Annotated in this window: 19 protein-coding genes and 1 riboswitch; of the genes, 15 read left to right on the top strand and 4 right to left on the bottom strand. The window is 63.3% G+C overall.

The features are described 5' to 3' along the window. Window positions 1-116: 116 nt before the first annotated feature. Window positions 117-2924: a valine--tRNA ligase gene (locus AC0Z42_RS15960; RefSeq protein ID WP_485469183.1), complete on the bottom strand. Its 2808-nt coding sequence runs from the start codon at window positions 2922-2924 to the stop codon at window positions 117-119. 192 nt (window positions 2925-3116) lie between these two features. Here AC0Z42_RS15960 and AC0Z42_RS15955 point away from each other — a divergent pair, with 192 nt between their 5' ends. Both AC0Z42_RS15955 and AC0Z42_RS15950 read left to right on the top strand, forming a co-directional pair. Next, a complete protein-coding gene (locus AC0Z42_RS15955) occupies window positions 3117-6974 on the top strand; it encodes a hypothetical protein (RefSeq protein WP_485469182.1) in 3858 nt (1285 codons plus the stop codon). 321 nt (window positions 6975-7295) lie between these two features. Continuing rightward, window positions 7296-8339, top strand: a complete 1044-nt coding sequence (locus AC0Z42_RS15950) for a porin (protein ID WP_485469181.1) — start codon at window positions 7296-7298, stop codon at window positions 8337-8339. Here the strand turns inward: AC0Z42_RS15950 and AC0Z42_RS15945 are convergent. Further along, the gene (locus AC0Z42_RS15945; RefSeq protein WP_485469180.1) at window positions 8336-11200 is read right to left on the bottom strand and encodes a bifunctional diguanylate cyclase/phosphodiesterase; all 2865 of its coding nucleotides are present in this window, start codon (window positions 11198-11200) and stop codon (window positions 8336-8338) included. The two genes, AC0Z42_RS15950 and AC0Z42_RS15945, sit on opposite strands and share 4 nt — an antisense overlap. 242 nt (window positions 11201-11442) lie before the next feature. Between AC0Z42_RS15945 and AC0Z42_RS15940 the strand changes: the two genes are divergently transcribed. The 12 genes from AC0Z42_RS15940 (at window position 11443) to AC0Z42_RS15885 (ending at window position 23123) form a co-directional block, all read left to right on the top strand. Further along, the gene (locus tag AC0Z42_RS15940) at window positions 11443-12180 is read left to right on the top strand and encodes a Crp/Fnr family transcriptional regulator (RefSeq protein WP_485469179.1); all 738 of its coding nucleotides are present in this window, start codon (window positions 11443-11445) and stop codon (window positions 12178-12180) included. A gap of 48 nt (window positions 12181-12228) precedes the next feature. Next, window positions 12229-14133 (top strand): hybrid sensor histidine kinase/response regulator, encoded by a 1905-nt coding sequence (locus AC0Z42_RS15935; RefSeq protein WP_485469178.1) that lies wholly within the window; start codon window positions 12229-12231, stop codon window positions 14131-14133. 25 nt (window positions 14134-14158) lie between these two features. Then, a complete protein-coding gene (locus AC0Z42_RS15930; protein ID WP_485469177.1) occupies window positions 14159-14965 on the top strand; it encodes a response regulator in 807 nt (268 codons plus the stop codon). Window positions 14966-15004: 39 nt separating this feature from the next. Next, complete coding sequence (locus AC0Z42_RS15925; RefSeq protein WP_485469176.1) at window positions 15005-15256, top strand: hypothetical protein; 252 nt, start codon at window positions 15005-15007, stop codon at window positions 15254-15256. 54 nt (window positions 15257-15310) lie between these two features. Next, a riboswitch (TPP riboswitch) is annotated at window positions 15311-15423 on the top strand. A 78-nt stretch (window positions 15424-15501) separates the two neighbouring features. Then, window positions 15502-17415 (top strand): phosphomethylpyrimidine synthase ThiC, encoded by a 1914-nt coding sequence (thiC, locus tag AC0Z42_RS15920; RefSeq protein WP_485469175.1) that lies wholly within the window; start codon window positions 15502-15504, stop codon window positions 17413-17415. Window positions 17416-17426: 11 nt separating this feature from the next. After that, window positions 17427-17630, top strand: a complete 204-nt coding sequence (thiS, locus tag AC0Z42_RS15915) for a sulfur carrier protein ThiS (RefSeq protein WP_485469174.1) — start codon at window positions 17427-17429, stop codon at window positions 17628-17630. Window positions 17631-17648: 18 nt separating this feature from the next. After that, entirely contained in the window at window positions 17649-18443 is a 795-nt protein-coding gene (locus AC0Z42_RS15910) for a thiazole synthase (protein WP_485469173.1), read from the top strand. An 8-nt stretch (window positions 18444-18451) separates the two neighbouring features. After that, entirely contained in the window at window positions 18452-19231 is a 780-nt protein-coding gene (thiD, locus tag AC0Z42_RS15905; RefSeq protein ID WP_485469172.1) for a bifunctional hydroxymethylpyrimidine kinase/phosphomethylpyrimidine kinase, read from the top strand. 10 nt (window positions 19232-19241) lie between these two features. Beyond that, window positions 19242-19853: a thiamine phosphate synthase gene (gene thiE / locus AC0Z42_RS15900; RefSeq protein WP_485469171.1), complete on the top strand. Its 612-nt coding sequence runs from the start codon at window positions 19242-19244 to the stop codon at window positions 19851-19853. Window positions 19854-19942: 89 nt separating this feature from the next. Then, entirely contained in the window at window positions 19943-20575 is a 633-nt protein-coding gene (locus AC0Z42_RS15895) for an ANTAR domain-containing response regulator (RefSeq protein ID WP_485469170.1), read from the top strand. Window positions 20576-20592: 17 nt separating this feature from the next. Then, the gene (locus AC0Z42_RS15890) at window positions 20593-21699 is read left to right on the top strand and encodes an S-(hydroxymethyl)glutathione dehydrogenase/class III alcohol dehydrogenase (RefSeq protein WP_485469169.1); all 1107 of its coding nucleotides are present in this window, start codon (window positions 20593-20595) and stop codon (window positions 21697-21699) included. 563 nt (window positions 21700-22262) lie between these two features. Continuing rightward, complete coding sequence (locus tag AC0Z42_RS15885) at window positions 22263-23123, top strand: hypothetical protein (RefSeq protein ID WP_485469168.1); 861 nt, start codon at window positions 22263-22265, stop codon at window positions 23121-23123. Between the two features lie 5 nt (window positions 23124-23128). On the opposite strand, the gene AC0Z42_RS15880 is transcribed toward AC0Z42_RS15885, so the two are convergent. Beyond that, window positions 23129-23404, bottom strand: coding sequence for a hypothetical protein (locus AC0Z42_RS15880; RefSeq protein ID WP_485469267.1), 276 nt, complete (start codon window positions 23402-23404; stop codon window positions 23129-23131). Between the two features lie 124 nt (window positions 23405-23528). Here AC0Z42_RS15880 and AC0Z42_RS15875 point away from each other — a divergent pair, with 124 nt between their 5' ends. Further along, a complete protein-coding gene (locus AC0Z42_RS15875) occupies window positions 23529-25841 on the top strand; it encodes a UvrD-helicase domain-containing protein (RefSeq protein WP_485469167.1) in 2313 nt (770 codons plus the stop codon). A gap of 60 nt (window positions 25842-25901) precedes the next feature. Here AC0Z42_RS15875 and AC0Z42_RS15870 read toward each other — a convergent pair whose 3' ends face one another. Further along, window positions 25902-26690: a BPSS1780 family membrane protein gene (locus AC0Z42_RS15870; protein WP_485469166.1), complete on the bottom strand. Its 789-nt coding sequence runs from the start codon at window positions 26688-26690 to the stop codon at window positions 25902-25904. Window position 26691: the final 1 nt, after the last annotated feature.

Below are 26691 nucleotides of genomic sequence, written 5' to 3'. Positions count from 1 at the left end.
TACGCATCGCTAGTCTCCATTGGTTTTTTTGAACGTTACGCGAACTTTTACCAAGGCAACACCAGCGATGGCGCGCGGCGCCGGGGGAAGGCGCCGCACGGGACGGCTGGTGTGCCTTATGCAGCGGCCAGTTTAGCAAACTGTTCGCGCAGTTTCTCAATTGTGGCCGAAAAACTGAGCAAGCGCTCGTTTTCTTGCGCAACAATTGCGGCTGGCGCACGGGCAACAAAGCTTTCATTGCCCAGTTTGCTGTTGACCTTGGCAATTTCCGCTTCGATGCGGGCGATTTCCTTGCCCAGGCGCTCGCGTTCGGCCGCCACGTCGATCTCCACTTTCAGCATCAGCTTGGTGGTGCCGACAATCGCCACCGCCGCAGGCGAGTCCGGCAGCGCGTCGACGATCTGCACCTCGGCCAGCTTGCCCAGCGACTGGATATACGGCGCATAGGTGCCCAGTGCCGCCTTGTCGGTGGCGTTGCCCGCTTCGACGATCAACGGCACTCTTACCGATGGCGAGATCTGCATTTCGCCACGCAGGTTGCGCGTCGCGTCGGTCAGTGCTTTCAGTTGCTGCATCCACGCCTCGGCCGCTTCATCGATCTTGCTGGTGTCGGCGATCGGGTACGGCTGCATCATGATCGAATCACCCTCAGGCTTAAGGGTCTTGCCGGCCAGTGGCGCAACGGTCTGCCACAAGGCTTCGGTGACGAACGGAATGATCGGATGGGCCAGGCGCAGCACCACTTCGAGCACCCGCAGCAGGGTGTGGCGGGTGGCGCGCTGCTGGCCTTCCGTGCCTTGCTGCACTTGCACCTTGGCCACTTCCAGGTACCAGTCGCAATACTCGTCCCAGACGAATTTGTAGATGCTGGCGGCGATATTGTCGAAGCGGAAGTCCTCGAAACCCTTGGCCACGTCCAGCTCGGCTTTTTGCAGCAGCGAGATGATCCATTTGTCCGCCTGCGACAGGTCGGCCTCATTCAGGGTGCAGTCCTTGCCTTCCGTATTCATCATCACGAAACGGGTGGCGTTCCACATCTTGTTGCAGAAGTTGCGGTAGCCTTCGCAGCGGCCCAGGTCGAAATTGATATTGCGGCCCAAGGACGCATAGCTGGCCATGGTAAAGCGCACGGCGTCGGTGCCGTAGGCTGAAATGCCTTCCGGGAATTCCTTGCGCGTGGCCTTGGTGATTTTTTCCGCGTCGCGCGGGTTCATCAGACCGGTGGTGCGCTTGGCGATCAGGCCGTCGAGGTCGATGCCGTCGATCAGGTCGATCGGGTCCAGCGTATTGCCTTTCGACTTGGACATTTTCTGTCCGGTCGAGTCGCGCACCAGGCCGTGCACATAGACGGTTTCAAACGGCACCTTGCCGGTGAAGTGCGCCGTCATCATGACCATGCGCGCGACCCAGAAGAAGATAATGTCAAAACCGGTAACCAGCACCGACGATGGCAGGAATGCCTTCATGTCCGGCGTGTCTTCCGGCCAGCCCATGGTCGAGAACGGCACCAGCGCCGACGAGAACCAGGTGTCGAGCACGTCGTCGTCGCGTTTCAATGGTCCCGTGCTGCCGGCGGCCTGCGCCTTGGCTTGCGCTTCGGCTTCGGTTTTTGCCACGAAAATATTGCCGGCCTCGTCGTACCAGGCCGGGATCTGGTGGCCCCACCACAGCTGGCGCGAGATGCACCAGTCCTGGATGTTGTTGAGCCACTGGTTGTAGGTGGTGCTCCAGTTTTCCGGCACGAACTTGATTTCGCCATTGGCGACTTTTTCCAGTGCCGTCTCGGCAATCGATTTACCCGGGAAGAAAGTGCCTTCCGGCGCCGGTTTGCTCATCGCGACAAACCACTGGTCGGTCAGCATCGGCTCGATCACCACGCCGGTGCGGTCGCCGCGCGGCACCATCAGCTTGTGCGGCTTGACCTGTTCCAGCAGGCCCAGGGCGTCCAAATCGGCAACGATCTGCTTGCGCGCGGCAAAGCGGTCCAGGCCGCGATAGACCTCGGGTGCATCGTCGGTGATTTTCGCGTCCAGCGTCAGGATGACGATCTGCGCCAGCTTGTGGCGCTGGCCGACGGCGTAATCGTTCATGTCGTGCGCTGGCGTGATCTTCACGCAGCCGGTGCCAAATTCCTTGTCGACGTATTCGTCGGCGATGATCGGGATTTCGCGGTCGGTGAGCGGCAGTTTCAGCATCTTGCCGACCAGCGCCATATAGCGCTCGTCGGTCGGGTCGACCGCCACGGCGACGTCGCCGAGCATGGTTTCAGGACGCGTGGTGGCCACCGTCAAGAAACCGCTGCCGTCAGCCAGCGGGTACTTGATGTACCACATCGAGCCGTCTTCTTCTTCCGAGATCACTTCCAGGTCGGACACGGCCGTGCCCAGCACCGGGTCCCAGTTGACCAGGCGCTTGCCACGGTAGATCAGGCCTTGCTCGAACAGGCGCACGAAGACGTCGGTGACCACTTTCGAGCGCGGCTCGTCCATCGTGAAATATTCGCGCTGCCAGTCGGCCGAAGCGCCCAGGCGGCGCATCTGGCCGGTGATGATGGAACCTGATTTTTCTTTCCATTCCCACACTTTTTCCACGAACTTCTCGCGCCCCAGGTCATGCCGCGAAATCTTCTGCGCGTCCAGCTGGCGCTGCACCACGATTTGCGTGGCGATGCCGGCGTGGTCGGTGCCGGGTATCCAGGCCGTGTTGTGGCCCAGCATGCGGTGGTAGCGCGTCAGGCCATCCATGATGGTCTGGTTGAACGCGTGACCCATGTGCAGGGTGCCGGTGACGTTCGGCGGCGGCAACTGGATGCTGAAGGAAGGTTTTCCTGCATCGAGGGTGGCGGTGAAGTAACCGCGCTGTTCCCACTCGGTGCGCCAGAATTGTTCAATGTCGGCGGGCTCGAAAGACTTGGCTAATTCCATGATTTGGCGTGTGTTTGGCAAAAGGAATCATTATAAGGGGTGCTTAAAGCATGCGCAGCAAATAGCCGGCCGCTGCGTCCGAAAAGCCCTGCACGATTGCGCAATATTGCTACATTGCATTTCTTTCACGCTATCATCTTTGCAATCAATCTCGGCAAACAAGCTCAACGTACGATCAAGGCCTGGAAATCCATGAAAAAAATCTGGCAACTGGCCATCTGCGGCATCGGTATTGGCCTGGCAGGCACCGGTGCGCGCGCCGGCGTGACGGAAGGCATCGCAGCTTTCGAACAGGGGCGCTGCGTCGAGGCCGTGGCGCAGCTGCGCCCGGTGGCGCAGGCTGGCAATACCAAGGCGCAAAAGCTGCTTGGCGACCTGTACAAGACGGGGCGCGATTGTCCTGACTTGCCGGGCAACGACGCCAGCGCCGAGCGCTGGTATCTGCTGGCCGCCAAAGGCGGCGATCGCGCCGCGCAGGATGAACTTGTCTCGCTGTACCTGTACGGTTACGGTCCCATGAAAAATCCGGCGCGCGCGCTGCCCTGGCTGCAGGACCTGGCCAAGGAGGGCGCTGGCGGGCCGCTGGCGCAACTGGGGCGCCTGTATGAACAGGGCGAGGGTGTGCCGGCCGACAGCGTGCTGTCGCATGCCTACAAGCTGCTGGCCCTGCGCGATAAAAAATGGACTGGCGCGGCCGAGGTGGAAAAATACCTGCCGGTGCAGCGCAACAACATGTCGCCTGACCAGGTCGAGGAAGCCGAGCGGCTCGCTGCCCAGTGGCAGGCCGGCGCGCGCTTGCCGGACACGTCGCAAACGGGCCGGCGCTCGCCGCAGGACTGGTATCGCCGCGCCGCCGAGGCAGGCGACATGGAAGCGGCCTACCGTCTGGGCGTGATGTACTGGAAGGGCATCGGCGGCCATGATGACAAGCTGGCCGTGCAATGGCTGCGCAAGGCGGCCGAAGCGGGCAATGCGCCGGCGCAGTCACACCTGGCGATGTTGTACGGCATGGATGACACCTTGCCGCAAGACTATGTGCTGGCGTCGATGCTGAGCCAGCTCGCAGTGCGTGGCGGGGAACAGAAGGCCAAGGCGGATGTGACCGGCTGGGAGCGGGCCATGAACCCGGCGCAAATTGCCGAAGCGGCCGAGCTGGCGCGCGCCTGGCAGGTCGGCACGCCGCTGCCGCAGGCGTCGGTGCACGGCATGGAGCGCAAAGTCAATTATGTGCGTGCGGCCCGTAACAAGCTGCCGGCCACGCCGGCCGTCGAGCCGCTGTTCCAGGCTGCCGGCGAGGGCGATGAAGCCGCGTTCGCCAGGCTGTTGTCGGGTCTGCCCAATCCTGGCGATTATGTGATGGACGGCCATACCTTGCTGCACGCGCTGATACTGCCGGCGCCCAGCCTGCTGGCGTACGAGAAAACCTGGCGCGCCGCGCATCCGCGCGCGCGCGACCCCGCCTTCCTGGCGCAGGCCCGCGCCCATCGGGAAGAGCTGCGCGCGCGGCACGCCGCCCTGCTGCCGGCAAGGGTGCGCATGATGACCTCGCTGCTCGCACGCGGCGTGGCCGTTGGCGAAGGCACGTATCCCGACAACCGCGCGCCGCTGCACCTGGTTGCCCTGTACGGCAATGCCGCGATGGTGCGCCTGCTGCTGGCGCATGGCGCCGATGTGCGCCAGTATGGCGCCGGCAACCGCCAGGTGGCGCCGCTCGAGTATGCGCTGGAGCAAAAGGAGGCCGGCACCTTGCCCGAGCTGATCGATGCCGGCGAGCGCACGGCGCTGATGATCGCGCTGCTGGACTCGGGCTCGGGAAGGCCCTACCTGATCTCCGATGAACGCCAGGCGCAGGCGGCGAAAGACAAGCCGCCCACGGGCAAGGAGAGCAAGGAGGGCAAGGCGGGCAAGGAGGACGATGAAGACCAGCGCCCGACGGCCGATTACCTGTTATGGCGACCCTTGCTGCGCCTGACGCGCGGCGCCGGGGTGCTCGACAAAATGCTGGCCACCGGCACCACGCCGTATAGCGGGGAGCAGGGCAAGTCGCTGTACGCCTATGCGGCAGAGGCCGGCAATGCCGGCGCGCTGGACTGGCTCAAGCAGCGCGTGCCACGGCACGATGCGAAGGGGGGCGACCGCTGGCTTGACGCCGCGATGCGCGCCCTGTACCTGCCGCCCGCCGCGGCCGACGCCGTGCTGGCGCAACTGCTTACACCCGGCATGCCGTGGACGCAACACGGGCCGGTGGATGAAGCGTCGTATCAGTCCGACCCCTCGGCGCTCGCTTCGCTGCAGCTCGAGCCCGGCAACTTGCTGTGGCATGCGGTGCGCAGTCATCGCCATGACTGGGTGGCCAGGCTGGCCGGGATGGGCGCGCCAGTGACCAGCGGCGGCTATCGTCCGCCCCTGCTGGCGGCCGTCGAGGATGGCGACGAGGCCATGGTGACATTGCTGCTCGGCCTGGGCGCCGATCCCCTCGGTGGCGAAATTCCCGTGCTGAACCAGGCACTGGAACTGCCGGCGACGCCGGAAAACAATGTGGTGCTCGAGATGCTGTTGCGCAGCATCGCGGCGCGCCAGCCGCTGGCCGACATCAAACCGTCGCCGCTGGAAAAGGTGCTCGTGTCGGTGAACGACGCCGCCGGCCTGGAACGCGTACGCCTGATGCTGTCGCTCGGCCTGCCGGCCAGCGCGCTGGGCAATCGCGCCATCGTTGCCGCCATCGAGTCCCCGCAGCGCGCGCTGGTGCCGCTGCTGCTTGAGTACGGCCTGTTGCGCAATGATGAGGGCGTGCCGCGCCAGCCCGCCGACTCCGTGGTGCTGCGCTACGCGGTGCGCGCGCACCGTCTCGATTTGCTGCCGGCGCTGCTGGACCTGGGGCTCGATCCGAACTGGCGCGCCAGCAAGCAGATGAGCGCGCTGGAACAAGCCATCAGCAACGGCGACGCCGCCGCCGTGCGCCTGCTGCTGGCGCGCGGCGCGCGCATCGACGCCGCCGCCGGCCAGGCCTGGGGCGGACCGCTGGACCTGGCCGTCGCCAGCCTCGATCCTGCCACGCTGGCCGTGGTCACGCGCGACGGCGCCGTGTCGCTCGACACCGTCTGCCTGCCGCAGGCGCAGCAATTACTCGCCACCATCATGGACGCCAGCGACGCCTACTGGCAACTGCTGCTCAAGCAGGGCTTTGCCGCCGCGCCAGCGCAGTGCGCCGAGCCAATGGCGCCGCGCCTGATCACGGCGTTTGCGCGCCAACCCGAGCGCTCGCTGGCGGGCTGGCTGGGCCAGCGTTTCACGACGCGCCTGGCGGGCAAGCGCGGGCAACTTGATGCAGCAGCGTGGCAACAACTGCACAGCGCCGGACGCGACGATCTGCTGGCCATCCTGAAGGCGGCTGGCTGGCGCGTACCGGCCGCCGCAGCGCCTCCTGCCGATTCCGGCGCCACCGCCCTGACGCCGGCCGAAAAGGCGGCCGACCTGGCGCTGCAAAAACGCTTGCCGGGACGCTACGGCTTGAAGCGCAAGATCGAAGTGGCGTCGCAGATCGTGTTGCGTGCCGATGGCCGCTTCAGCTACGAGTTGCTGTATGGCGCCAGTGAGGAGGCGGTGCAAGGGCGCTGGTCGGTGCGCGGTGGTGAACTGGTGCTGCAGGGCGACGCCGCCTCGCGTGCCGCGCCCTTCGTGCTGCAGCCTGCACGCCGTGGCGACGCGGTCGATGGCCCGGCCAGCGTCATCGTCGAATACCGCGACGAAGCGGTGGCCGGCATCAACCTGCTGGCGCTCGGTGATGCGCCGCAACTGGCCAGGGGCGTCAGCGGCGAGCGGCCGTGGCCGGTGCCGTTTGCCGGAGCGCTGCGCCACCTGGTGCTGTCGCATCCGGAAACGGGCCGCGCCTCGATCGCGCTGGCCAGGCACCGTGGTGGCCTGCTGCGCTTTATGGTCTATCCGCCGCCCGCCGGCCTGCGCGACTTCCATGCCGTGATCGGCATCGAGGACGGAAAGCTGCTGTGGGACCGCGATGGGCAGATGATCAGGTATGACAAAGTGAAGTAGTATTTTTGGCTGCCTGGCGCGGCGTGCAACGTGCCGCGGCGGGCAACCGAACGGGGTTGGAATTGCTCCAATGCTATACTGATGGCCCTGTCGCTTCCTGCAATGATTTGCGGACGGCGACAGCGGTCGCAGTTTTATCCAACTCACGACCATGCCAGCGCATCAGCGATGCCGGCACTTATCGAAGCGTGCCTTGCGGGCCGCGTCACTCACAGCTTGGCCAGGAAATCTCCGGTTCGTCATCTTTTTGATGCGGCGTCGGCACGCATGCGCGTTGCCGCCTGCACGACATGACCGGCCTGGCGCTTATCAAGGAATTGCATGAAAATGAATACTGTCTGCCTCGGGCTTGCCTCGACCATGATCCTGCCTGCCGTGACGGCGCACGCCCAGTCCTCGGTCGACATGTACGGCCTGATGGATGCCGCACTGGTGCAGGAACGCGGTATCAGCAAAGTTGCCAGTGGCGTCTCGGCCGGTTCGCGCCTCGGCTTTCGCGGCGCTGAAACGCTGGGCAATGGCTGGCAAGCCGTGTTCACCCTGGAAGCGGGCTTGCTGACGGACACCGGCCGCTCGGACCAGGCCGGCCAGCTGTTCGGTCGCCAGGCTTTCGTGGGCTTGAACAGCCCGCTGGGCATGCTGACCATCGGCCGCCAGTACAACCTGCAAAGCCAGGCGCTGACCGACGTGGCCGATCCGTTCGAGGGCGGCATGGCCGGCGCCTCGACCAACGTGGCCGGCTATTCGGCCACCCGCATCGACAATACCGTGCGCTATACCTCGCCCACCCTGCGTGGCCTGACCGGCACGCTGATGTATGGCGCGGGCGAACACAGCGGCATTGCTGCGGACCAGCGCTCGCTGGGCCTGGCCCTGGGCTACGTGAACGGCCCCTTGACCTTGCGCCTGGCGCGCCAGAGCCGCGGCGGTGACGCCGGCAAGAAGGATGTCAACAACACGATTTTGGCCGGCAACTACAATTTCGGCGTGGCCACCGCGTTTGCCGGCTATGGCAGCAATACCGGCGACGGCAGTTCGCTGTTCTTTGCCGACAATCCATATGGCGCAGCAACCGCGCCGCTGCAATCGAACGACAGCCGCGACGCCATTGTCGGCGTGTCGGTGCCGCTGGGCGCGGCCACCTTGCTGGCGTCGTTCATCCACAAGGACGACCGTGATGCGGCCAACCGCGATGCGCAGCAACTGGCGTTCGGGGCCACCTATGCCTTGTCGAAACGCAGCAAGATCTATCTGGCGTATGCGCAGATCCGCAACCGCAATGGCGCCGCCTATATGGTCGGCAATGCCACCGAAGTCGGTACCGGCAACCGTGCCTTCAACCTGGGCTTGCGCCACGCGTTTTAAGCGTAGGCTTCGACAGCAAGTGTTCTCGATTGGCGCAGCAGCGCCTCGAACGCCGGTGCTTGCAGCGGACGGCTGAACAGATAGCCCTGCATCTGGTCGCAGCCGTGCCGGCGCAGGAATTCCAGCTGCTGCACCGTTTCCACGCCTTCGGCAATCACCTTCAGGCGCAGGCTGTGCGCCAGCGAAATGATGGCGCACACGATGGCTGCGTCGTCGTCGCTGTGCGTGATGTCGTTGACGAACGATTTGTCGATTTTCAGCACGTCGATCGGAAAGTGGCGCAGGTAGGCCAGGCTCGAATAACCGGTGCCGAAGTCGTCGATCGACAGCTTCACGCCCAGCGCTTTCAGATTGCCCATGATGGCCGTGGCCTGTTCCACGTTGTCCATCACCATGCTCTCGGTCAGTTCCAGTTCCAGGTAAGTGGCCGCCAGGCCCGTGTCCGACAGGGCAGCGGCCACCGAATGGAGCAAGTTGCGCTGCTTGAACTGGCGCGCCGACAGGTTCACCGCCACGCGCAGCAGGCCATGACCGGCGCGCTGCCAGTCGTGCGCCTGCTGGCAGGCCGTGCGCAGCACCCAGTCACCGATCGGAATGATCAGGCCCATTTCCTCGGCCAGGCCGATAAAGCTGGCCGGCGCGATGCGTCCCAGTTGCGGATGCTCCCAGCGCAGCAGCGCTTCCATGCCGACCACCAGGCCGCTGGCCAGGTCGACCTGCGGCTGATATTCGAGGTGGAACTGCTTGCGTTCGAGCGCATGGCGCAATTCGCTCTCCAGGCTCAGGCGCACCAGCGTCTCTTCATTCATGGTCGCGGCATAGAACTGCCAGTTGCCGCGGCCCTGTTCCTTGGCGCGGTACATGGCGATGTCGGCATGCTTGATCAGCATCTCGGCGCTGGTGCCGTCGTCCGGGTAGACCGAGACGCCCATGCTGCAGCCGAGGAAGAACTCGTATTCGCCCAATTGCATCGGCTGCGCCACGGCGTCGAGCACGCGCTGCAGGATGGCCATGCCGGGCGCGCCGTTTTCATGTTGTGGCAGCAGCAGCACGAATTCATCGCCACCCAGGCGCGCCACCGTATCGACTTCACGCGTGGCGTCCAGCAGGCGTTCGGCAACCACCTTGAGCAGGGCGTCGCCGGCATCGTGGCCCAGCGTGTCGTTGACGAACTTGAAGCGGTCCAGGTCGATGAACACCACCCACAGCGGCAAGCCGTTGCGCTGCGCCACGGCCATCGCCTGCTCCAGCCGTTCGCGCAGCAGGCGGCGATTGGCCAGCCCGGTCAGGATATCGTGGCGCGCCTGGAAGGCCAGTTCGGCCTCGAAGTGCATGACGGTACTGATGTCGTATTGGGCGACGACGAAATGGCTGATCGGCGCGCTGCCATTGTCGCCCGCTTCGCCATTGCCGCGCACCGGTGCGATAAAGGTCTCGCTCCAGTAGCTGTCGCCATTCTTGCGCGAATAGCGCAGGATGGCCTTGCCTTCACGCTGTTCGCGGATCGCCGCGTGCAACTGCTCCATGTCCGGCTGTTCGATGACATTGCCCTGCAGGCTGGCCAAAGGCTTGCCGATCACCTCCTGCGCCGTGTAGCCGGTAATGCGCTCAAACGCCGGATTGACGTATTCCACCAGGTAGCCCGGCGGCTCGGCGCTGCAGATGACGATGGCGTTGGCCGACACTTCGATGATGCGCTCGCGCAGGCGCAGTGCTTTTTCGCTCTGCAGGCGCGCCGCGATATCTTCCGACAGGCGCAGGTTGGCAAACTGCAGTTCGGCCGTGCGCTCGCCGGTGATGCGCTTGATGACGCTGTTGCGGGTGACCAGCTGGTATATATAGGCGGTGGCCAGCATGGTCGACAGCAACCCGCCCAGCAGCACGTACAGTGAACCGTGATGATCGCTCCACAGTGCCGGCGATGGCTGCAGGCGCACGCGCCACGGCTGGCCGGCAATCGTGAAGCTCGTTTGCGTGGCATGGCTGGCGCCTGCCTGCATCCAGGCCGGCAGCATGCGCGTCCTGATGACCGCGTCGCGCCGGTAGACCAGGGTCTCGCTGCGCGTGCCGGCAAATACTTCCATGCCGACATTGCCGCTGTCGAGCAATTCGGCATTGCCAAGAATGGTGGCGATCAGGTGGGTGACGCGAAAGGTGGCCGCCGTCTCGCCACTGACGGCGCGCTGGCGCTGCTCGGGTGTGTCGAGTGGCATGCCGGCGCGGTACACGGGCGCCAGCACCAGGAAGCCGGTCTGCCGGCCGGGGTACTGCGTCAGCGTCAGCAGTTCGGTGGCGGTCGGCTGGCCGCTGTCGCGCGAGGCGATGCGCGCCAGCTGCTGGCCTGGCGATTCGGAGGTGTCCAGCCCCAGCAACTGCGCGTTGCCATGCATCGGTTCGATATAGTCGATCACGTTGTAGCTGGCGCGCGGCGGCGCCGGCTGGCTGTTATTGCCGTCGTCGTCGCCCTGGGCGATCATGAAAGCGGGATTAGCCTGGCGCATCGCGTGTTCATAGCCGGCGCGGTCCGCATGGTCGAGCACGCGGCGGTAGCTGAAAGCCTGGATTTCCGGATAGCGCTGCAGCAGCGGCGCGCTGAAGCTGCGGAACTGTTCGCGGCTGATCGGATCGATGCTGCGAAACAGCTGGTTCAGCACTTTCAATTGTTCCACTGCATTATTCAGGCCCGACATCAGGGCGGCCGTGCGCACGCTGGCATCGTGCTGGAACAGCAGGCGCGCGCTTTCCGCTTCGATCTGGCGCGCCGACACATAGCACAGGGCCGTGATCGCCAATCCTGCCAGCATCGTGATCAGGATGGAAACCGAGACCGAGATGCGTACCCGCCGGAGTATTTTTTGCATCACGTGCTTTCGGTCTGTGATTGCGTCGGAGCGGATCGGAGACCAGGTTCTCTGAGGCAATGACTGACTGTAGGTGTTGACAGCCCTGCAAGTCGGTTCGGTACCGAACAGAGATCATTTACGATAGGAAATATAGTTGCGGCTCAGAGACACCGCTGTGTTACTCTGCCCGATGGCGCCTCTCGTTCAGACGCCTCTCCCATTACCGCCTAGCTGACGACTGGAAACCAGGAAACCTGCCCATGTCGAGTCCGCATGCCGTATTACACAACCCGAACCAGAACCATTTGCTCGCCGCCATGCAGGACGCCGATTTCGCGCGCCTGGCGCCGCACCTGGAGCAGGTGCCGATGCGCCTCGGGGATGTGATCTACGATTCGGGCGACAAGCTGCACCATGTGTATTTCCCGACCACCGCCATCGTTTCGCTGCACTACCTGCTGGAAAACGGCGGCTCGTCCGAAATTGCCGGTGTCGGCAATGAAGGCGTGGTGGGCGTATCGCTGTTCATGGGTGGCGATTCGACCCCCAGCCGCGCGGTGGTGCAGACGGGCGGCGTCGGCTACCGCCTGAAAGCGCATCTGCTGATGGAAGAATTCAACCGCGCCGGCCCGGTGATGCGGCTGCTGCTGCGCTACACGCAGGCGCTGCTGACGCAGATGTCGCAAACAGCCGTCTGCAACCGCCACCATACGGTCGAGCAGCAACTGTGCCGCTGGTTGCTGCTGACCCTGGACCGCCTGCCCGGGCGCGAACTGACCATGACCCAGGAACTGATCGCCAACATGCTCGGCGTGCGCCGCGAAGGCGTGACGGAAGCGGCCGGCAAGCTGCAGGCGCGTGGCCATATCAGCTACCGGCGCGGCCATATCACGGTGCTGGACCGACACGGGCTGGAAAGCACGACCTGCGAATGCTATGGCGTGGTGAAGAAGGAATTCGCCCGCTTGTTGTCTGACGTACGCCAGCGCCAGGCTTGAACGGCGGCTGTTTTTGCTCTCCTATTGTTATACCAACCGGCTTAGCCCATGCACTCAGTTGAAAAAATCTCCACCGGCCTGCCATCGCGCTGGCCCGTCGCGCTGGCGTTCGCCTTCAGCGCCATCGTGCTGGTCGCGATCGCCGCGCTGGCCTGGCGCGGCCCTTCGGACACGGCCATCCTGACCGGCGTGCTGGTGTTGCTGCTGCTGGTGTTGCTGGCCGCGCTGTACCGGCGCACCCTGGCTGCCGGCCTGCCGCGCCAGTTGCTGAAAGCTGGCGCCCTGCAGGACGCGATTTTCAACAGCGCCAATTTTTCCAGCATCGCTACCGATGCCCAGGGCGTGATCCAGATTTTCAATGTGGGCGCCGAGCGCATGCTGGGCTATGCGGCGCACGAAGTGGTCGACAAGCTGACCCCGGCCAGTATTTCCGACGCGCAGGAAATCGTCGCCCGCGCGCAGGCCCTCTCCGCCGAGCTCGACACGCCGATCACGCCCGGCGTCGAAGCGCTGGTGTTCAAGGCCAAGCGCGGCATCGAAGACATCTATGAGCTGACGTATATCCGCAAGGATGGCAGCCGCTTTCCCGCCATCGTCTCGGTGACGGCCCTGCGCGACGCGCAGAACAAGGTCATCGGCTACCTGCTGATCGGCACCGACAACACGGCGCGCAAGCGGGTCGAAGCCGAGCAGGCCATGCTCGACAAGCGATTGCAGGAGCAGCAAGCCTATACGCGCTCGCTGATCGAAACCAATAATACCGAGCTGGAAAAAGCGCGCCAGGTGGCGGACAAGGCCAACCGCGCCAAATCCGAGTTCTTGTCCAGCATGAGCCATGAATTGCGCACGCCCCTGAACGCCGTGCTGGGCTTTGCCCAGCTGATGGCCTCCGACGTGCCGCCGCCGACCCAGCCGCAGCAGCGTTCGCTCGACCAGATCCTCAAGGGCGGCTGGTATCTGCTGCGCCTGATTAACGAAATCCTCGACCTGGCGATGATCGAGTCGGGCAAGGTGACCATGTCGGAAGAGGCGATGTCGCTGCTCGACGTGCTGCAGGATTGCGAGGCGATGATCGCGCCGCAGGCGCAAAAGCGCGGCATCAGCATGCATTTTCCGCGCTGCGGCGCCGCGTTCTATATCCATGCCGACCGCACGCGGGTGAAGCAGGTGATGATCAACCTGCTGTCGAACGCCATCAAGTACAACCAGAGCGGCGGCAGCGTGCAGGTGGTGTGCAGCCAGCGCGGCGACCGCGTGCGCGTCAGCGTCACCGACAGCGGCGCCGGCCTCGATGCGAAACAGATGTCACAGCTGTTCCAGCCCTTCAACCGCCTGGGCCAGGAAAACAGCCAGGAAGAGGGCACCGGCATCGGCCTGGTGGTCACCAAGCAGCTGGTCGAACTCATGAAAGGCAAGATCGGCGTCGACAGCACGGTCGGTGTCGGTACCACCTTCTGGGTCGAGTTCAAGGCCTCGCGTGCGCCGCAACTGGTGCTGGGCGAAGGAGAAGTATTGCCGGTGATACAGGAAGATTCCGACACCCAGCGCACCTTGCTGTACGTGGAAGACAATCCGGCCAACCTGGCGCTGGTCGAGCAACTGATCGCGCGCCGCAGCGATTTGAAGTTGCTGACCGCCATCGACGCCCACCTGGGCATCGACCTGGCGCGCACCTGTCAGCCGGACGTGATCCTGATGGACATCAACCTGCCCGGCATCAGCGGCTTTGGCGCGCTGCGCATCCTGCACGACGATCCGCTGACCAGCCATATTCCGGTAATGGCGCTGTCGGCCAACGCCGTGCCGCGCGATATAGAAAAAGGACTGGAGGCGGGCTTTTTCCGCTATCTGACCAAACCGATCAAGGTTGTCGAATTCATGGATGCGCTCGACGTGGCGCTGCACCATGCGGCCAAGCATGGCCTGGCCGATGACACCACCGCAGTACGCTAATCAAGCACTTACCAGGACTACCGCCATGTTACAAGCCACCGAGATATTGAACGCCAGCATCCTGATCGTCGACGACCAGGAAGCCAATGTGATGCTGCTGGAACAGGTGCTGCGCAATGCGGGCTACACCCGCATCACTTCCACCATGGACCCGCAGGCGGTGCGCGCGCTGCACCAGCAGCACCGCTACGACCTGATCCTGCTCGACTTGCAGATGCCGGAAATGGATGGCTTTGAAGTGATGGAAGGCTTGCGCGACATCGAGGCCGGCAGCTACCTGCCAGTGCTGGTGATCACCGCCCAGCCGGGCCACAAGCTGCGCGCGCTGCAGGCCGGCGCCAAGGATTTCGTTGCCAAGCCGTTCGACCTGGTGGAAGTCAAAACCCGCATCCACAATATGCTCGAAGTGCGCTTGCTGTACCAGAAGCTGGCCGACTACAACAAGTCGCTCGAACTCGCGGTGCAGGAACGCACAGCGGAACTGCGCGAGAGCGAAGCGCGCTTCCAGCGCTTTACCGAACTGTCGTCGGACTGGTACTGGGAACAGGATGCCGATGGCAACCTGACGCGCTTTTCCGGCCCGGTGGCCGAGATGCTGGGCATCGGCAGCGAAGACGAACCGCAGCGCTGGAACGCCACCGAGCGCGCCCTGCTCGACGAAAAAATCGCCGCCCGCGAACCGTTCCTCGATTTTATCTACAGCCGCCAGAATGCGGACGGCAGCATGCAATACCTGCAGGTCAGCGGCGAACCGATGTTCGACCACGGCAGCCGCTTTGTCGGTTACCGGGGCATCGGGCTCGATATCACTGCGCGCCAGCAGAAAAGCTGATTTATACTGGCAGCTGCTTCCTATCGTCCAGAGAATATCATGACCGACAAATCTCCTTCCTACTGGTTCCCCGCCAAGACCTATGGTTTCGGCTGGGGCTTGCCCATCACCTGGCAAGGTTGGCTGGTGTTCGTTGGCGCGCTGGCCTTGCTGGCCAGTGGCGCCTTGTTGTTCCCGCCGCAGCAGCAGGTCGTTGCCTATATCGTCTACGAAGTGTTGGTCGTGGCAGCGCTGATTGGCGTGTGCTGGTGGAAAGGCGAGCCGCCGAGCTGGCGCTGGGGCAAGAAATAAAATCATCTGGCCGCGCGATCTGAAACGCGTATAATTGGCCCGCTGCCGCAAGGCGGCAAACGCTAGGGGTCCTGCCTCGCCGTGGCAACACGGTGAGATGCGGGTGAGAAATACCCTCCGAACCTGATCTGGATAATGCCAGCGAAGGGAAGCTTTAGGATGAACGCACCTCGCATTCCCGCGTGCGCGCAGCCGAATCTCCTTAGCTGGCTCCAGGCTTATCACAAGCTAGCCAAGGAGCCAAAATGAACGCCAATCCGAAATTTCTTTCCGCCACCGCCACGGTCGACCAGGCCGCGATCGCGCCGCTGCCCAATTCACGCAAGATCTATGTGCAGGGCAGCCGTCCCGACATCCGCGTGCCGATGCGCGCCATCAGCCAGTCCGACACGGAAGCGTCGTTCGGCGGCGAAAAGAATCCTCCCATCTATGTCTACGATACCTCGGGCCCGTACACCGACCCGGACGTCGCCATCGATATCCGCTCGGGGCTGGACACGCCGCGCCTGCCGTGGATCCTCGAGCGCGCCGACACCGAAGAGCTGCCCGGCCCGACCTCCGACTACGGCATCGCCCGCCTGATGGATCCCAAGCTGGCCGAGCTGCGCTTCAACCTGCACCGCAAGCCGCGCCGCGCGCTGGCCGGCAAGAACGTCACGCAGATGCATTACGCGCGCCGTGGCATCATCACGCCGGAAATGGAATTCGTGGCGATCCGCGAAAACATGCGCCGCCAGCAGTACCTGGAAGAGCTGAAGGCGTCCGGGCCGATGGGCGAGCGCATGGCCGAAATGATGGGACGCCAGCACCCGGGCCAGTCGTTCGGCGCCAGCATTCCTGCCGAGATCACGGCCGAATTCGTGCGCGAGGAAATCGCCCGCGGCCGCGCCATCATCCCCGCCAATATCAATCACCCTGAAGTCGAGCCGATGATTATCGGCCGCAACTTCCTGGTGAAAATCAACGCCAATATCGGCAACTCGGCCGTCACGTCTTCCATCGGCGAGGAAGTGGAAAAGATGACCTGGGCCATCCGCTGGGGCGGCGACAATGTGATGGATCTGTCGACCGGCAAGCATATCCATGAAACGCGCGAGTGGATAGTGCGCAACAGTCCGGTGCCGATCGGCACCGTGCCGATCTACCAGGCGCTGGAAAAGGTCAATGGCAAGGCCGAAGATTTAACTTGGGAAATCTTCCGCGACACCCTGATCGAGCAGGCCGAGCAGGGCGTCGACTATTTCACCATCCACGCCGGCGTACTGCTGCGCTATGTGCCGATGACGGCCAAGCGGCTGACTGGCATCGTTTCGCGCGGCGGTTCGATCATGGCCAAGTGGTGCCTGGCGCATCACCAGGAATCGTTCCTGTACACGCATTTCGAAGAGATCTGCGAAATCATGAAGGCATACGATGTGTCGTTCTCGCTCGGCGACGGCTTGCGCCCCGGCTCGATCTACGACGCCAACGACGAAGCGCAACTGGGCGAATTGAAAACCCTGGGCGAGCTGACGCAGGTCGCCTGGAAGCACGACGTGCAGGTGATGATCGAAGGCCCCGGCCATGTGCCGATGCAGCTGATCAAGGAAAACATGGACCTGCAGCTGGAGCAGTGCGGCGAAGCGCCGTTCTATACGCTGGGACCGTTGACCACCGATATCGCACCGGGCTACGACCATATCACCTCGGGCATCGGCGCGGCCATGATCGGCTGGTACGGCACCGCCATGCTGTGCTACGTGACGCCGAAGGAGCACCTGGGCCTGCCCAACAAGGCCGACGTCAAGGACGGCATCATCACCTATAAAATCGCGGCGCACGCGGCCGACCTGGCCAAGGGCCATCCGGGCGCGCAGATCCGCGACAATGCGCTGTCCAAGGCGCGCTTTGAATTCCGCTGGGACGACCAGTTCAATATCGGCCTGGACCCGGACAAGGCGCGCGAATTCCACGATGAAACCCTGCCCAAGGATTCGGCCAAGGTGGCGCATTTCTGCTCGATGTGCGGCCCGCACTTCTGCTCGATGAAGATCACCCAGGAAGTGCGCGAATACGCGGCCGGCATCGGTATTTCGGAAGAGAGCGCCGTCAAGCAGGGCATGGAAGTCAAAGCGATCGAATTCATCAAGAACGGCGCCGAGCTGTACCGCAAGGTCTGAAGGAGGGCGCCGTGATTCCGATCATGCTCAACGGCGCACCGCACCAGGTGCCGCCGCAACACACGCTGGACCAGCTGATCGCCAGCTTGTCGCTGCAAGGCCAGGCGCTGGCGCTGGCTGTCAACCGCTCGGTGGTGCCGCGCCGGAACTGGCCGGCGCACCCGTTGCAGGCTGGCGACCAGGTGGAGATAGTCCGCGCCATCGGCGGCGGCTAATAACTGAAAGAACAGAACATGCATACAGAAACAAACAATGATGTATTGACCATCGCCGGCAAGACCTATGCTTCGCGCCTGCTGGTGGGCAGCGGCAAATACAAGGACTTGCCGCAAACGCGCGCGGCCACCGATGCGGCCGAGGCGCAGATCATCACCGTGGCAATCCGCAGGGTCAATATCGGCCAGGACCCGAACGCGCCCAGCCTGCTCGACGTATTGCCGCCCGACCAGTACACGATCTTGCCGAACACGGCCGGCTGCTATACGGCAAAAGACGCCGTCTACACCTTGCAGCTGGCGCGCGAGCTGCTCGGTGGCCGCAACCTGGTCAAACTGGAAGTGCTGGGCGACGAAAAGACCCTTTTCCCGCATATGCCGGAAACCCTGGTCGCCGCCGAAGCCCTGGTCAAGGATGGCTTCGACGTGATGGTGTATTGCAGCGACGATCCGATCCAGGCGCGCATCCTGGAAGAGATCGGCTGCGTGGCCATCATGCCGCTGGCTTCGCTGATCGGCTCGGGCATGGGCATCTTGAACCCGTGGAACTTGTCCCTGATTATCGACCAGGCCAGGGTGCCGGTGCTGGTCGATGCCGGTGTCGGCACGGCCTCGGATGCGGCCATTGCGATGGAGCTCGGTTGCGATGGCGTGCTGATGAATACCGCGATTGCCGGCGCGCGCGACCCGGTGCGCATGGCCCACGCGATGAAGCTGGCCGTGCGCGCCGGGCGCGAGGCGTTTCTGGCCGGCCGCATGCCGCGCAAATTTGCCGCGTCGCCGTCGTCGCCGATGGCGGGCCGGCTGGCGTGAGAGCGACCATGCGGCCTACCGTGCTGGTGTTTGCCGGCCTCGATCCGTCCGGCGGGGCCGGCATCGCGGCCGATATCCTGGCGATTGCAGCGCAGGGCGCGCATGCGCTGCCCGTCGTCACCGCGCTGACGGTGCAAGATAACGACCGCGTGTTCGAGGTGCAGCCGGTCGATGCGGCGCTGCTGCTGCGCCAGGCGCAGGCGTTGACGGGCAAGATGGCGATCGATGCCGTGAAGATCGGTATTCCGGGCAGCGCGGCCAATGCGGCCGCAATTGCCCTGGTGATCGTGCAATTGCGGCGTGAGTATCCCGGCTTGCCGGTGGTACTCGATCCGGTGCTGGCCAGCGGCCATGGCGATGTGCTCGGCGTCGATGACGCGCTGCAGGCGCTGGCGCCGCTGTTGCCAGTCACTACCGTGATAGTACCGAATGGACCGGAGGCGCGGCGCCTGGCCGGGGCCGGGAACGCTGCCAGCCAGGCGGCTACCTTGCAGGCGCGCGGCTGCATCAATGTGCTGCTCACCGGCGGTCATGGCACAGGCAGCGATATCGTCAACCGCTGGTTCGGCGCTACGGGCGAGGGGCGGGCGTGGCAATGGCCGCGCCTGCCCGGCGAATTTCACGGCAGCGGCTGCACCCTGGCAGCGAGCCTTGCGGCGCGGCTGGCGCTGGGCGAGGCCATGCCAGCGGCACTGGCGGCGGCGCAAGCGTATTGCCATGCGGCGCTGGCGCAGGCCTATGCGGTTGCACCGGGCCAGCTGATGCCGCAGCGGCTCACCACTTTATAAGGAAAACACCATGCGTGGACTGTATCTGGTCACCCCGAACTGGGATGACACCGACCGCTTGCTCGATGTGACGGAGCAAGCCTTGCAGGAAGGCGTAGCCCTGCTGCAATACCGGCACAAGAGCGCCGATGCGGCGCTGCGGCGCGAACAGGCGGGCGCCTTGCTGGCATTGGCGCGCAAGTACGGCGTGCCTTTCATCGTCAACGACTTTATCGAACTGTGCGAGGAACTGGACGCCGATGGCGTGCATGTGGGCGGCACGGATATCTCGGTGGCGCAGGCGCGTGGCCGGCTGGGCAAGGACAAGCTGGTGGGTGCATCGTGCTATGGCGATTTGCAGCTGGCGCGCCAGGCACACGCAGAGGGCGCAAGTTATATGGCGTTTGGCGGCTTTTATCCTTCGCTGGTCAAGCAGTACCCGGTCACCACCGATCCCGATATCGTGCTGCTCGCCAAACGCGAGATCGCCTTGCCCTGCGTGGTGATCGGCGGCATGACGCCGGAAAACGCCGCGCCCCTTGCCGCGCGCGGCGCCGACCTGGTGGCGGCGATCAGCAGCGTGTACCTGGCGGACGATGTAACTATTTCGGTACGGAAATTTAATCAGCTGTTTGGCGACTGAAACGCATGGCGCGAGCGAGTCTGGTTTCGCGGAATAATCGGCATATAATAAGGCCATCCCCTATTAATATGACCGAGGTTCCCTTGCCCATGAATCAGCCAGCCGCCAAACGCCTTATCTTGATCGTTGACGATGACCAGCTGCTGCTGGAGTTTCTCGGCGAAGTCCTGCGCCATGCAGGCTATGAAACGGCGCTGGCCAGTTCCGCCGAAGTGGCGCTGCAGCTGATCGCCCAGCGTGAGCCGGACCTGGCCCTGCTCGACATTCATATGCCCGGCATGTCCGGCCTGGAACTGGCCAAGCGCCTGCATGCCGAAACGGCGGTGCCGTTCATGTTCCTGTCCGGCAGCGGCGACAGCGAATCGGGCAAGCAGGCGGCCGCCTATGGCGCCGTCGGCTATGTCGTCAAGCCGGTCGACGAAGGCCGCCTGATGCCCGCCTTTGAAGCGGGCCTGGCGCGCGCCGACGATATCCGCCAGTTGCGCCGCACCGAGCTGAATCTGAACGCGGCGCTGGCCGCCGGCCGTGAAACGAGCCTGGCCGTGGGCCTGTTGATGGGCAAGTTCCAGACCGACCGCAATACCGCCTTTGAAGTGCTGCGAGACCATGCGCGCTCGAGCCGCCGCAAGATCAATGAAATCGCCAGCCAGCTGCTGCTGGCCGAGGAAACCCTGAACGGCCTGCACGGCGCGTTTTTGAATCGCGCGAAAACGCCCAAGTAAATTTTTACAGGACAAACATGAAAACCAAAGCAGCCGTGGCCTGGAAGGCCGGTGCCCCCTTGACCATCGAAACAGTCGACCTGGCCGGCCCGCGCGAAGGCGAAGTGCTGATTGAGCTGAAAGCCACCGGCATCTGCCATACCGATTACTACACCTTGTCGGGCGCCGATCCGGAAGGCATTTTCCCTGCCATCCTGGGCCATGAAGGCGCCGGCATCGTGGTCGACGTTGGCCCGGGCGTGAAAACGCTGAAAAAAGACGATCACGTGATTCCGCTGTACACGCCGGAATGCCGCGAGTGCAAATTCTGCCTGTCGCAGAAAACCAATCTGTGCCAGAAAATCCGCAGCACCCAGGGCCGTGGCCTGATGCCGGACGCCACCAGCCGTTTCTCGCTCGACGGCAAGCCGCTGTTCCACTACATGGGTACCTCGACTTTTTCCAACTACATCGTCGTGCCGGAAATCGCGCTGGCAAAAATCCGTGAAGACGCGCCGTTCGACAAGGTCTGCTATATCGGTTGCGGCGTGACCACCGGCGTGGGCGCGGTGCTGTTCTCGGCCAAGGTCGAGGCGGGCGCCAATGTGGCCGTGTTCGGCCTGGGCGGCATCGGCCTGAACGTGATCCAGGCCGCGAAAATGGTCGGCGCCGATAAAATCATCGGCATCGACATCAACCCGGCGCGCCAGGCGATCGCGCGCAAGTTCGGCATGACGCATTTCATCAATCCGAACGAAGTGGAAAACGTGGTCGACGCCATCGTGCAGCTGACCGATGGCGGCGCTGACTATTCCTTCGAGTGCGTCGGCAACACCACCCTGATGCGCCAGGCGCTCGAGTGCACCCACAAGGGCTGGGGCAAGTCCTTCATTATCGGCGTGGCTGCCGCCGGCCAGGAAATTTCGACCCGTCCGTTCCAGCTGGTGACGGGCCGCGAATGGCGCGGTTCGGCTTTTGGCGGCGCGCGCGGCCGCACCGACGTGCCGAAGATCGTCGACTGGTATATGGAAGGCAAGATCAATATCGACGACCTGATCACGCATCGCTTGCCGCTCGAACGCATCAACGAAGGCTTCGATCTGATGAAGAGCGGCGAGTCGATCCGCTCCGTCGTGCTGTATTGATCGGCTGTGAACTATGCCGCATGCCGGTAATGCCGTTTGGTTAAGCTGTCCAACGCATGTCAATGCGTAAGGCGTACAAACGTAAAAATGGCGGGCCGGGGGGACGCGAGCCCGAGAAAATGCCGATGGCGGCGTTGCAGCTCCTCGCCGACCATGCGTACTGTCTTCGTCGCTGCGCCTTGCCCTCGACATTTTTCAGGCTCGCTTGGCCCGGCGGGCCTGTGCGGGCGACTGGATTTTTAATCCGTTTTGCAGGTTTGCCGGGAGCCCAGGAACACTAACTGAACGGCATTACCGCATGCCGGCGTGTTTAAGGAGGCCTGCGGCCTCCATTTTTTTTCTCCGTTCATTCCGTCTATTCGCCATTCCATCGCTCCTGCCAGCACTCTGTCGCATTGCGATGGCAGCGCCGCGCGCATCGCCTTATAGTCAAATCTCGCCGTACAACGGCGGTTTTTGCGGGGGGACTCCGCCCCCCGCATTTTTTTTGCCTGTGCTATCCGTCCATCGCATGCGCGAGGCGACGCTACAGTCGATATCCAACCATTGATTGCGAGGCAGCCATGTCCATTTTCCACCGTTTGATGCCAGGCCTGGCCGGCATGCTCGTCGGTGCCAGCGCGCTGGCCGTGCAACCGCCGCAGCCGCCACACCCCCCGCAGCCACCGGCCGCACCCAGCGTCCAAGTGAGCCGTTCGCTGGACAGTGGCGAGGGCTATGCCCTTGTCGATGGCAGCCGCGATGGCGAGACCATCATGATGTCGGGTGCCGATATAGACAACCGGCAACTCGATAGCCTGAAGCGCTCGATCAAGGGACCGTTCCTGTGGTTCCGCGATGCCGGCAAGGCCTATGTCCTGCAGGATGTCGCGCTGGTGGGCAGGGTGCGTACCGCTTGGGAGCCGTCACGCCAGATCAGCGCGCAAATGAGCGCGCTGGGCAATCAGATGGGCGAACATGGCAAGGCGATGGGAGAGCTGGGCAGCAGGATGGGCGAGCATGGCCGTTCCCAGGCCAGGGGCGATACGCGCGAAGCGGCAAAACTGCAGGCGCTGGGCCAACAGCAGCGCGAGCTGGGCCGCAAACTGGGCGATGCCTCGCGCCGCCAGGCGCTGGCCCAGACACCGGCCGAGCGCCGCACGGTCGGGCGCGAAGTGGAAAAGTTGCAGCAGCAGATGGAAGATGCGCAAGATGAGATGGAGGAGGTCAACGACCGCATTGCCGCCGTGCACGAGCGCGAAGCGGACAAGATGGAGACGATCTCGCGCCAGATGGACCAGCGCGGCAAGCCGATGGATACCTTGGGCAAACAGATGGGTGAGCTGGGCCGGCAGCAGGAAAAAGTCGTCAAGGCGGCCGACAGGACCACGCGCCAGCTGATCGCGCAAGCCGTCAGCGAAGGCAAGGCCAGGCCGGTGCAATAAGAGAGTTATCTGGCGTGCCAGCGGGCAGGCCTGGCGCGGTATTGCGCCGGCAAGCCGTCCCTGGCGCTGTCCAGCGTGTCATGCACCTGGTCCTGCCGGCATTGCCAGTGCGCATCGCAGCTGACGCGGTACACGCGCGCGTCGTCGGCATAGCGGCACAGCGCCAAGCCATGGATGGCGATGGCGCCTGTGCCGGTCTCATCGGTGACGTGGCCGAAGGGCAGGTCGGACCAGGCCCAGGCCAGTACGCGGGCGCCGTCGATATGGTCGGGTGGTGTCATGAGAGCGATCCCGTCAGTGTTGCAATCGCGCCGATTGTAGCGCCGTTGGCTGAAACTGGCGATACTGCTGGACAAATCCACAGTAGATTGCGGCGCGCCGATGCAGTATCGGTATAATCACGGCATGCAAAATCTTCTTCACAACCTCAATCCCGAACAACTGGCCGCCGTGACTTTGCCAGCCCAGCATGCCTTGATCCTGGCGGGCGCCGGCTCGGGCAAGACCCGCGTGCTGACCACCCGCATCGCCTGGCTGATCCAGACCCAGCAGGTGTCGCCTCCCGGCATCCTGGCCGTGACCTTTACCAATAAAGCCGCCAAGGAAATGCTCACGCGTTTGTCGGCGATGCTGCCGATCAACACGCGCGGCATGTGGATCGGCACTTTCCACGGCCTGTGCAACCGCTTGCTGCGCACGCATTACCGCGATGCGGCCTTGCCGCAGACTTTTCAGATCCTCGACTCGCAGGATCAGTTGTCGGTCATCAAGCGCTTGTTGAAAGCGAACAATATCGATGATGAAAAATTCCCGCCGAAGACGGTGATGTATTTCATCAATAACGCCAAGGACCAGGGCCTGCGCGCCACCGACGTCGAGGCGTATGACGCGCACGAGCGCAAGATGGTCGAGCTGTACCAGCTGTACGATGACCAGTGCCAGCGCGAAGGCGTGGTCGATTTTGCCGAACTGCTGCTGCGCACCTATGAACTGCTGAGCCGCAACCAGCCGCTGCGCGAACATTACCAGGCGCGTTTCCGCCATATCCTGGTCGACGAGTTCCAGGATACGAATAACCTGCAATACAACTGGTTGAAATTGCTGGCCGGCCATGGCAGCCGCGATGGCGGCGCACTGTTTGCAGTCGGCGACGATGACCAGAGCATCTATGCCTTCCGTGGCGCCAACGTCGGCAACATGAGCGCTTTCGAGCATGAGTTCCAGGTGAAAAACCTGATCAAGCTGGAACAGAATTACCGCTCGCACGGCCATATCCTCGACAGCGCCAACGTGCTGATCGCCAACAACAGCAAGCGCCTGGGCAAGAATTTGCGCACCGATGCGGGCCATGGCGAGCAGGTGCGCGTGTATGAAGCCAGTTCCGACCTGCAGGAAGCGCAGTGGATCATCGAGGAGGCGAAAAGCCTGATCGCCGAGGGCGCTTCGCGCAGCGAGATCGCGATTCTGTACCGCTCGAACGCGCAGTCGCGCGTGATCGAGCATGCGCTGTTCTCGGCGGCGATTCCATACCACGTGTATGGCGGCCAGCGCTACTTCCAGCGCGCCGAGGTCAAGCATGCGATCGCGTATTTGCAGCTGATGGACAATCCGCACAACGATTCGGCCTTTTTGCGCGTGGTGAACTTCCCCACGCGCGGCATCGGCATGCGCTCGATCGAGCAGTTGCAGGCCGCCTCCGAGCAATATGGCATCTCGCTGTATGCGGCCGTGCCGTATGTGACGGGCAAGGCCGGTACCAGCCTGGGCGGTTTCGTCAGGCTGATCGAAGGCGTGCGTTTTGAAACCCAGCAATTGTCCCTGCCGGAAATGGTGCGCGTGGTACTTGAAGCGAGTACCTTGCTGCAACACTACCAGAACGAAAAAGAAGGCGCCGATCGCATCGAGAATCTGGAGCAGATGGTCAGCGCCGCCACCCAGTTCGTTTCCGAAGAAGGGTTCGGCCAGGCAGCGCCGGCCCACCTGGGGCCGGCCGCGCAAGCGCAATCGGGCGCGCCGGTGGTCAACCAGAACGGCATCGAAATCCTCGACGCCGACGCGCCGCTGCCGGCCGTGATGTCGCCGCTGTCGGCGTTTTTGTCGCACGCTTCGCTGGAAGCCGGCGACAACCAGGCGCAGGCGGGCCAGGATGCACTGCAGATGATGACGGTGCATTCGGCCAAGGGCCTAGAGTTCGACAACGTGTTTATCACCGGCCTGGAAGAGGGCCTGTTCCCGCACGAAAGCAGTTCCAAGGAAGACAATGGTGTGGAAGAAGAGCGGCGTTTGATGTACGTGGCCATCACGCGCGCGCGCAAGCGTTTGTACATGAGCTTTTCGCAGACGCGCATGCTGCACGGCCAGACCCGCTACAACATGAAGTCGCGCTTCTTCGATGAATTGCCGGAAGAGTCATTGAAATGGCTGTCGCCGAAAGTGCAGGCCAACTGGTTCGGCAACCGCAAGTCTGCCTGGGACGAAGCGCCGCGCACGGCCGGCAGCCTGGGGTCGGATAACGCGATTGCGCAGAAGATCGCACAAAAATCCCCCGGTGGCGGCTGGCGCATCGGCGAATCGGTGGCGCATGCCAAGTTCGGCGAAGGCGTGATCGTCAATATCGAAGGCGGCGGCGGCAACGCGCGCGCGCAGATCAACTTCGGCCAGCATGGCATGAAGGTGCTCGACCTGGGAATTGCCAAGCTGGAGCGGCTGGGACGGTAAGGTTGCACCAATAGGGGCGCTCCATATGGACCGCCCCTTTTTTACTTGCTGCAAGATTTTTTATTGTGTCTTGTCCAGCGACACCGTCTTGCTGGCATCCATCGGCACGCCGAAAATCTGCCGGTACGCCGCATAGAACGAGCAGTGCATGATCACGGTCAGTATCATCGACAGCGGCATCATCAGCTGGATCGCCATTGGCGTGCGGCCGACGATCATGAACAGCAGCTGGCTGGTGACGATGCTGATGGCGAACCAGGTCGAGGCGAACACGATAAAGGCCGACAGCGAGCGCCAGACGGCGAAAAAGCTGAAGAACAGCGCCTTGCCCAGGCTGACATGCTGCCAGTAGATCAGCGGCGCGGCAAAGCAGAAGGCCATCGCGGCGGGAATATACATGACGATGGTCAGCAGGATGGCCGAGCCGATATTCGATTCGCGGATCACGTCGGGCGAGGTTTGCGGATTGAGCTGGCCCGTCACCAGTTGCCACAAGGTGCCGCCGTCAACCAGCGACGAGGCGCCGATGGCCACGATGGCCATGATGATGTACAGCACGCCCAAACCGAACAGCACCGGCAGGGCCGGCTTGCGAAAGCCGGACAGTAGCAAGCTGGGCACGACGCGCTTGCCCTGGTCGATATTCAAACAGCCTTGCGCGAAGGCGACCGAGAAAATCGGCACCAGGATCACGGGCAGCAATTGCCCCAGCAGCGGGATGATGCTCACTAACAGCATGCACACCATATAGCCAAGAAACAGCATCGACAGGCCGCCAGGTTGCTTGCGAAACAGGCCGAAGCCTTGTTTCACCCAGTGCCAGCCCGTGCTTGCAGGTAATTTTTCCATG

The organism is Janthinobacterium sp. 1L-D-8-B-C4, assembly GCF_057291295.1.
The sequence above is the reverse complement of the archived record's forward strand: the minus strand, read 5'-3'. Positions and strand labels throughout refer to the sequence as shown.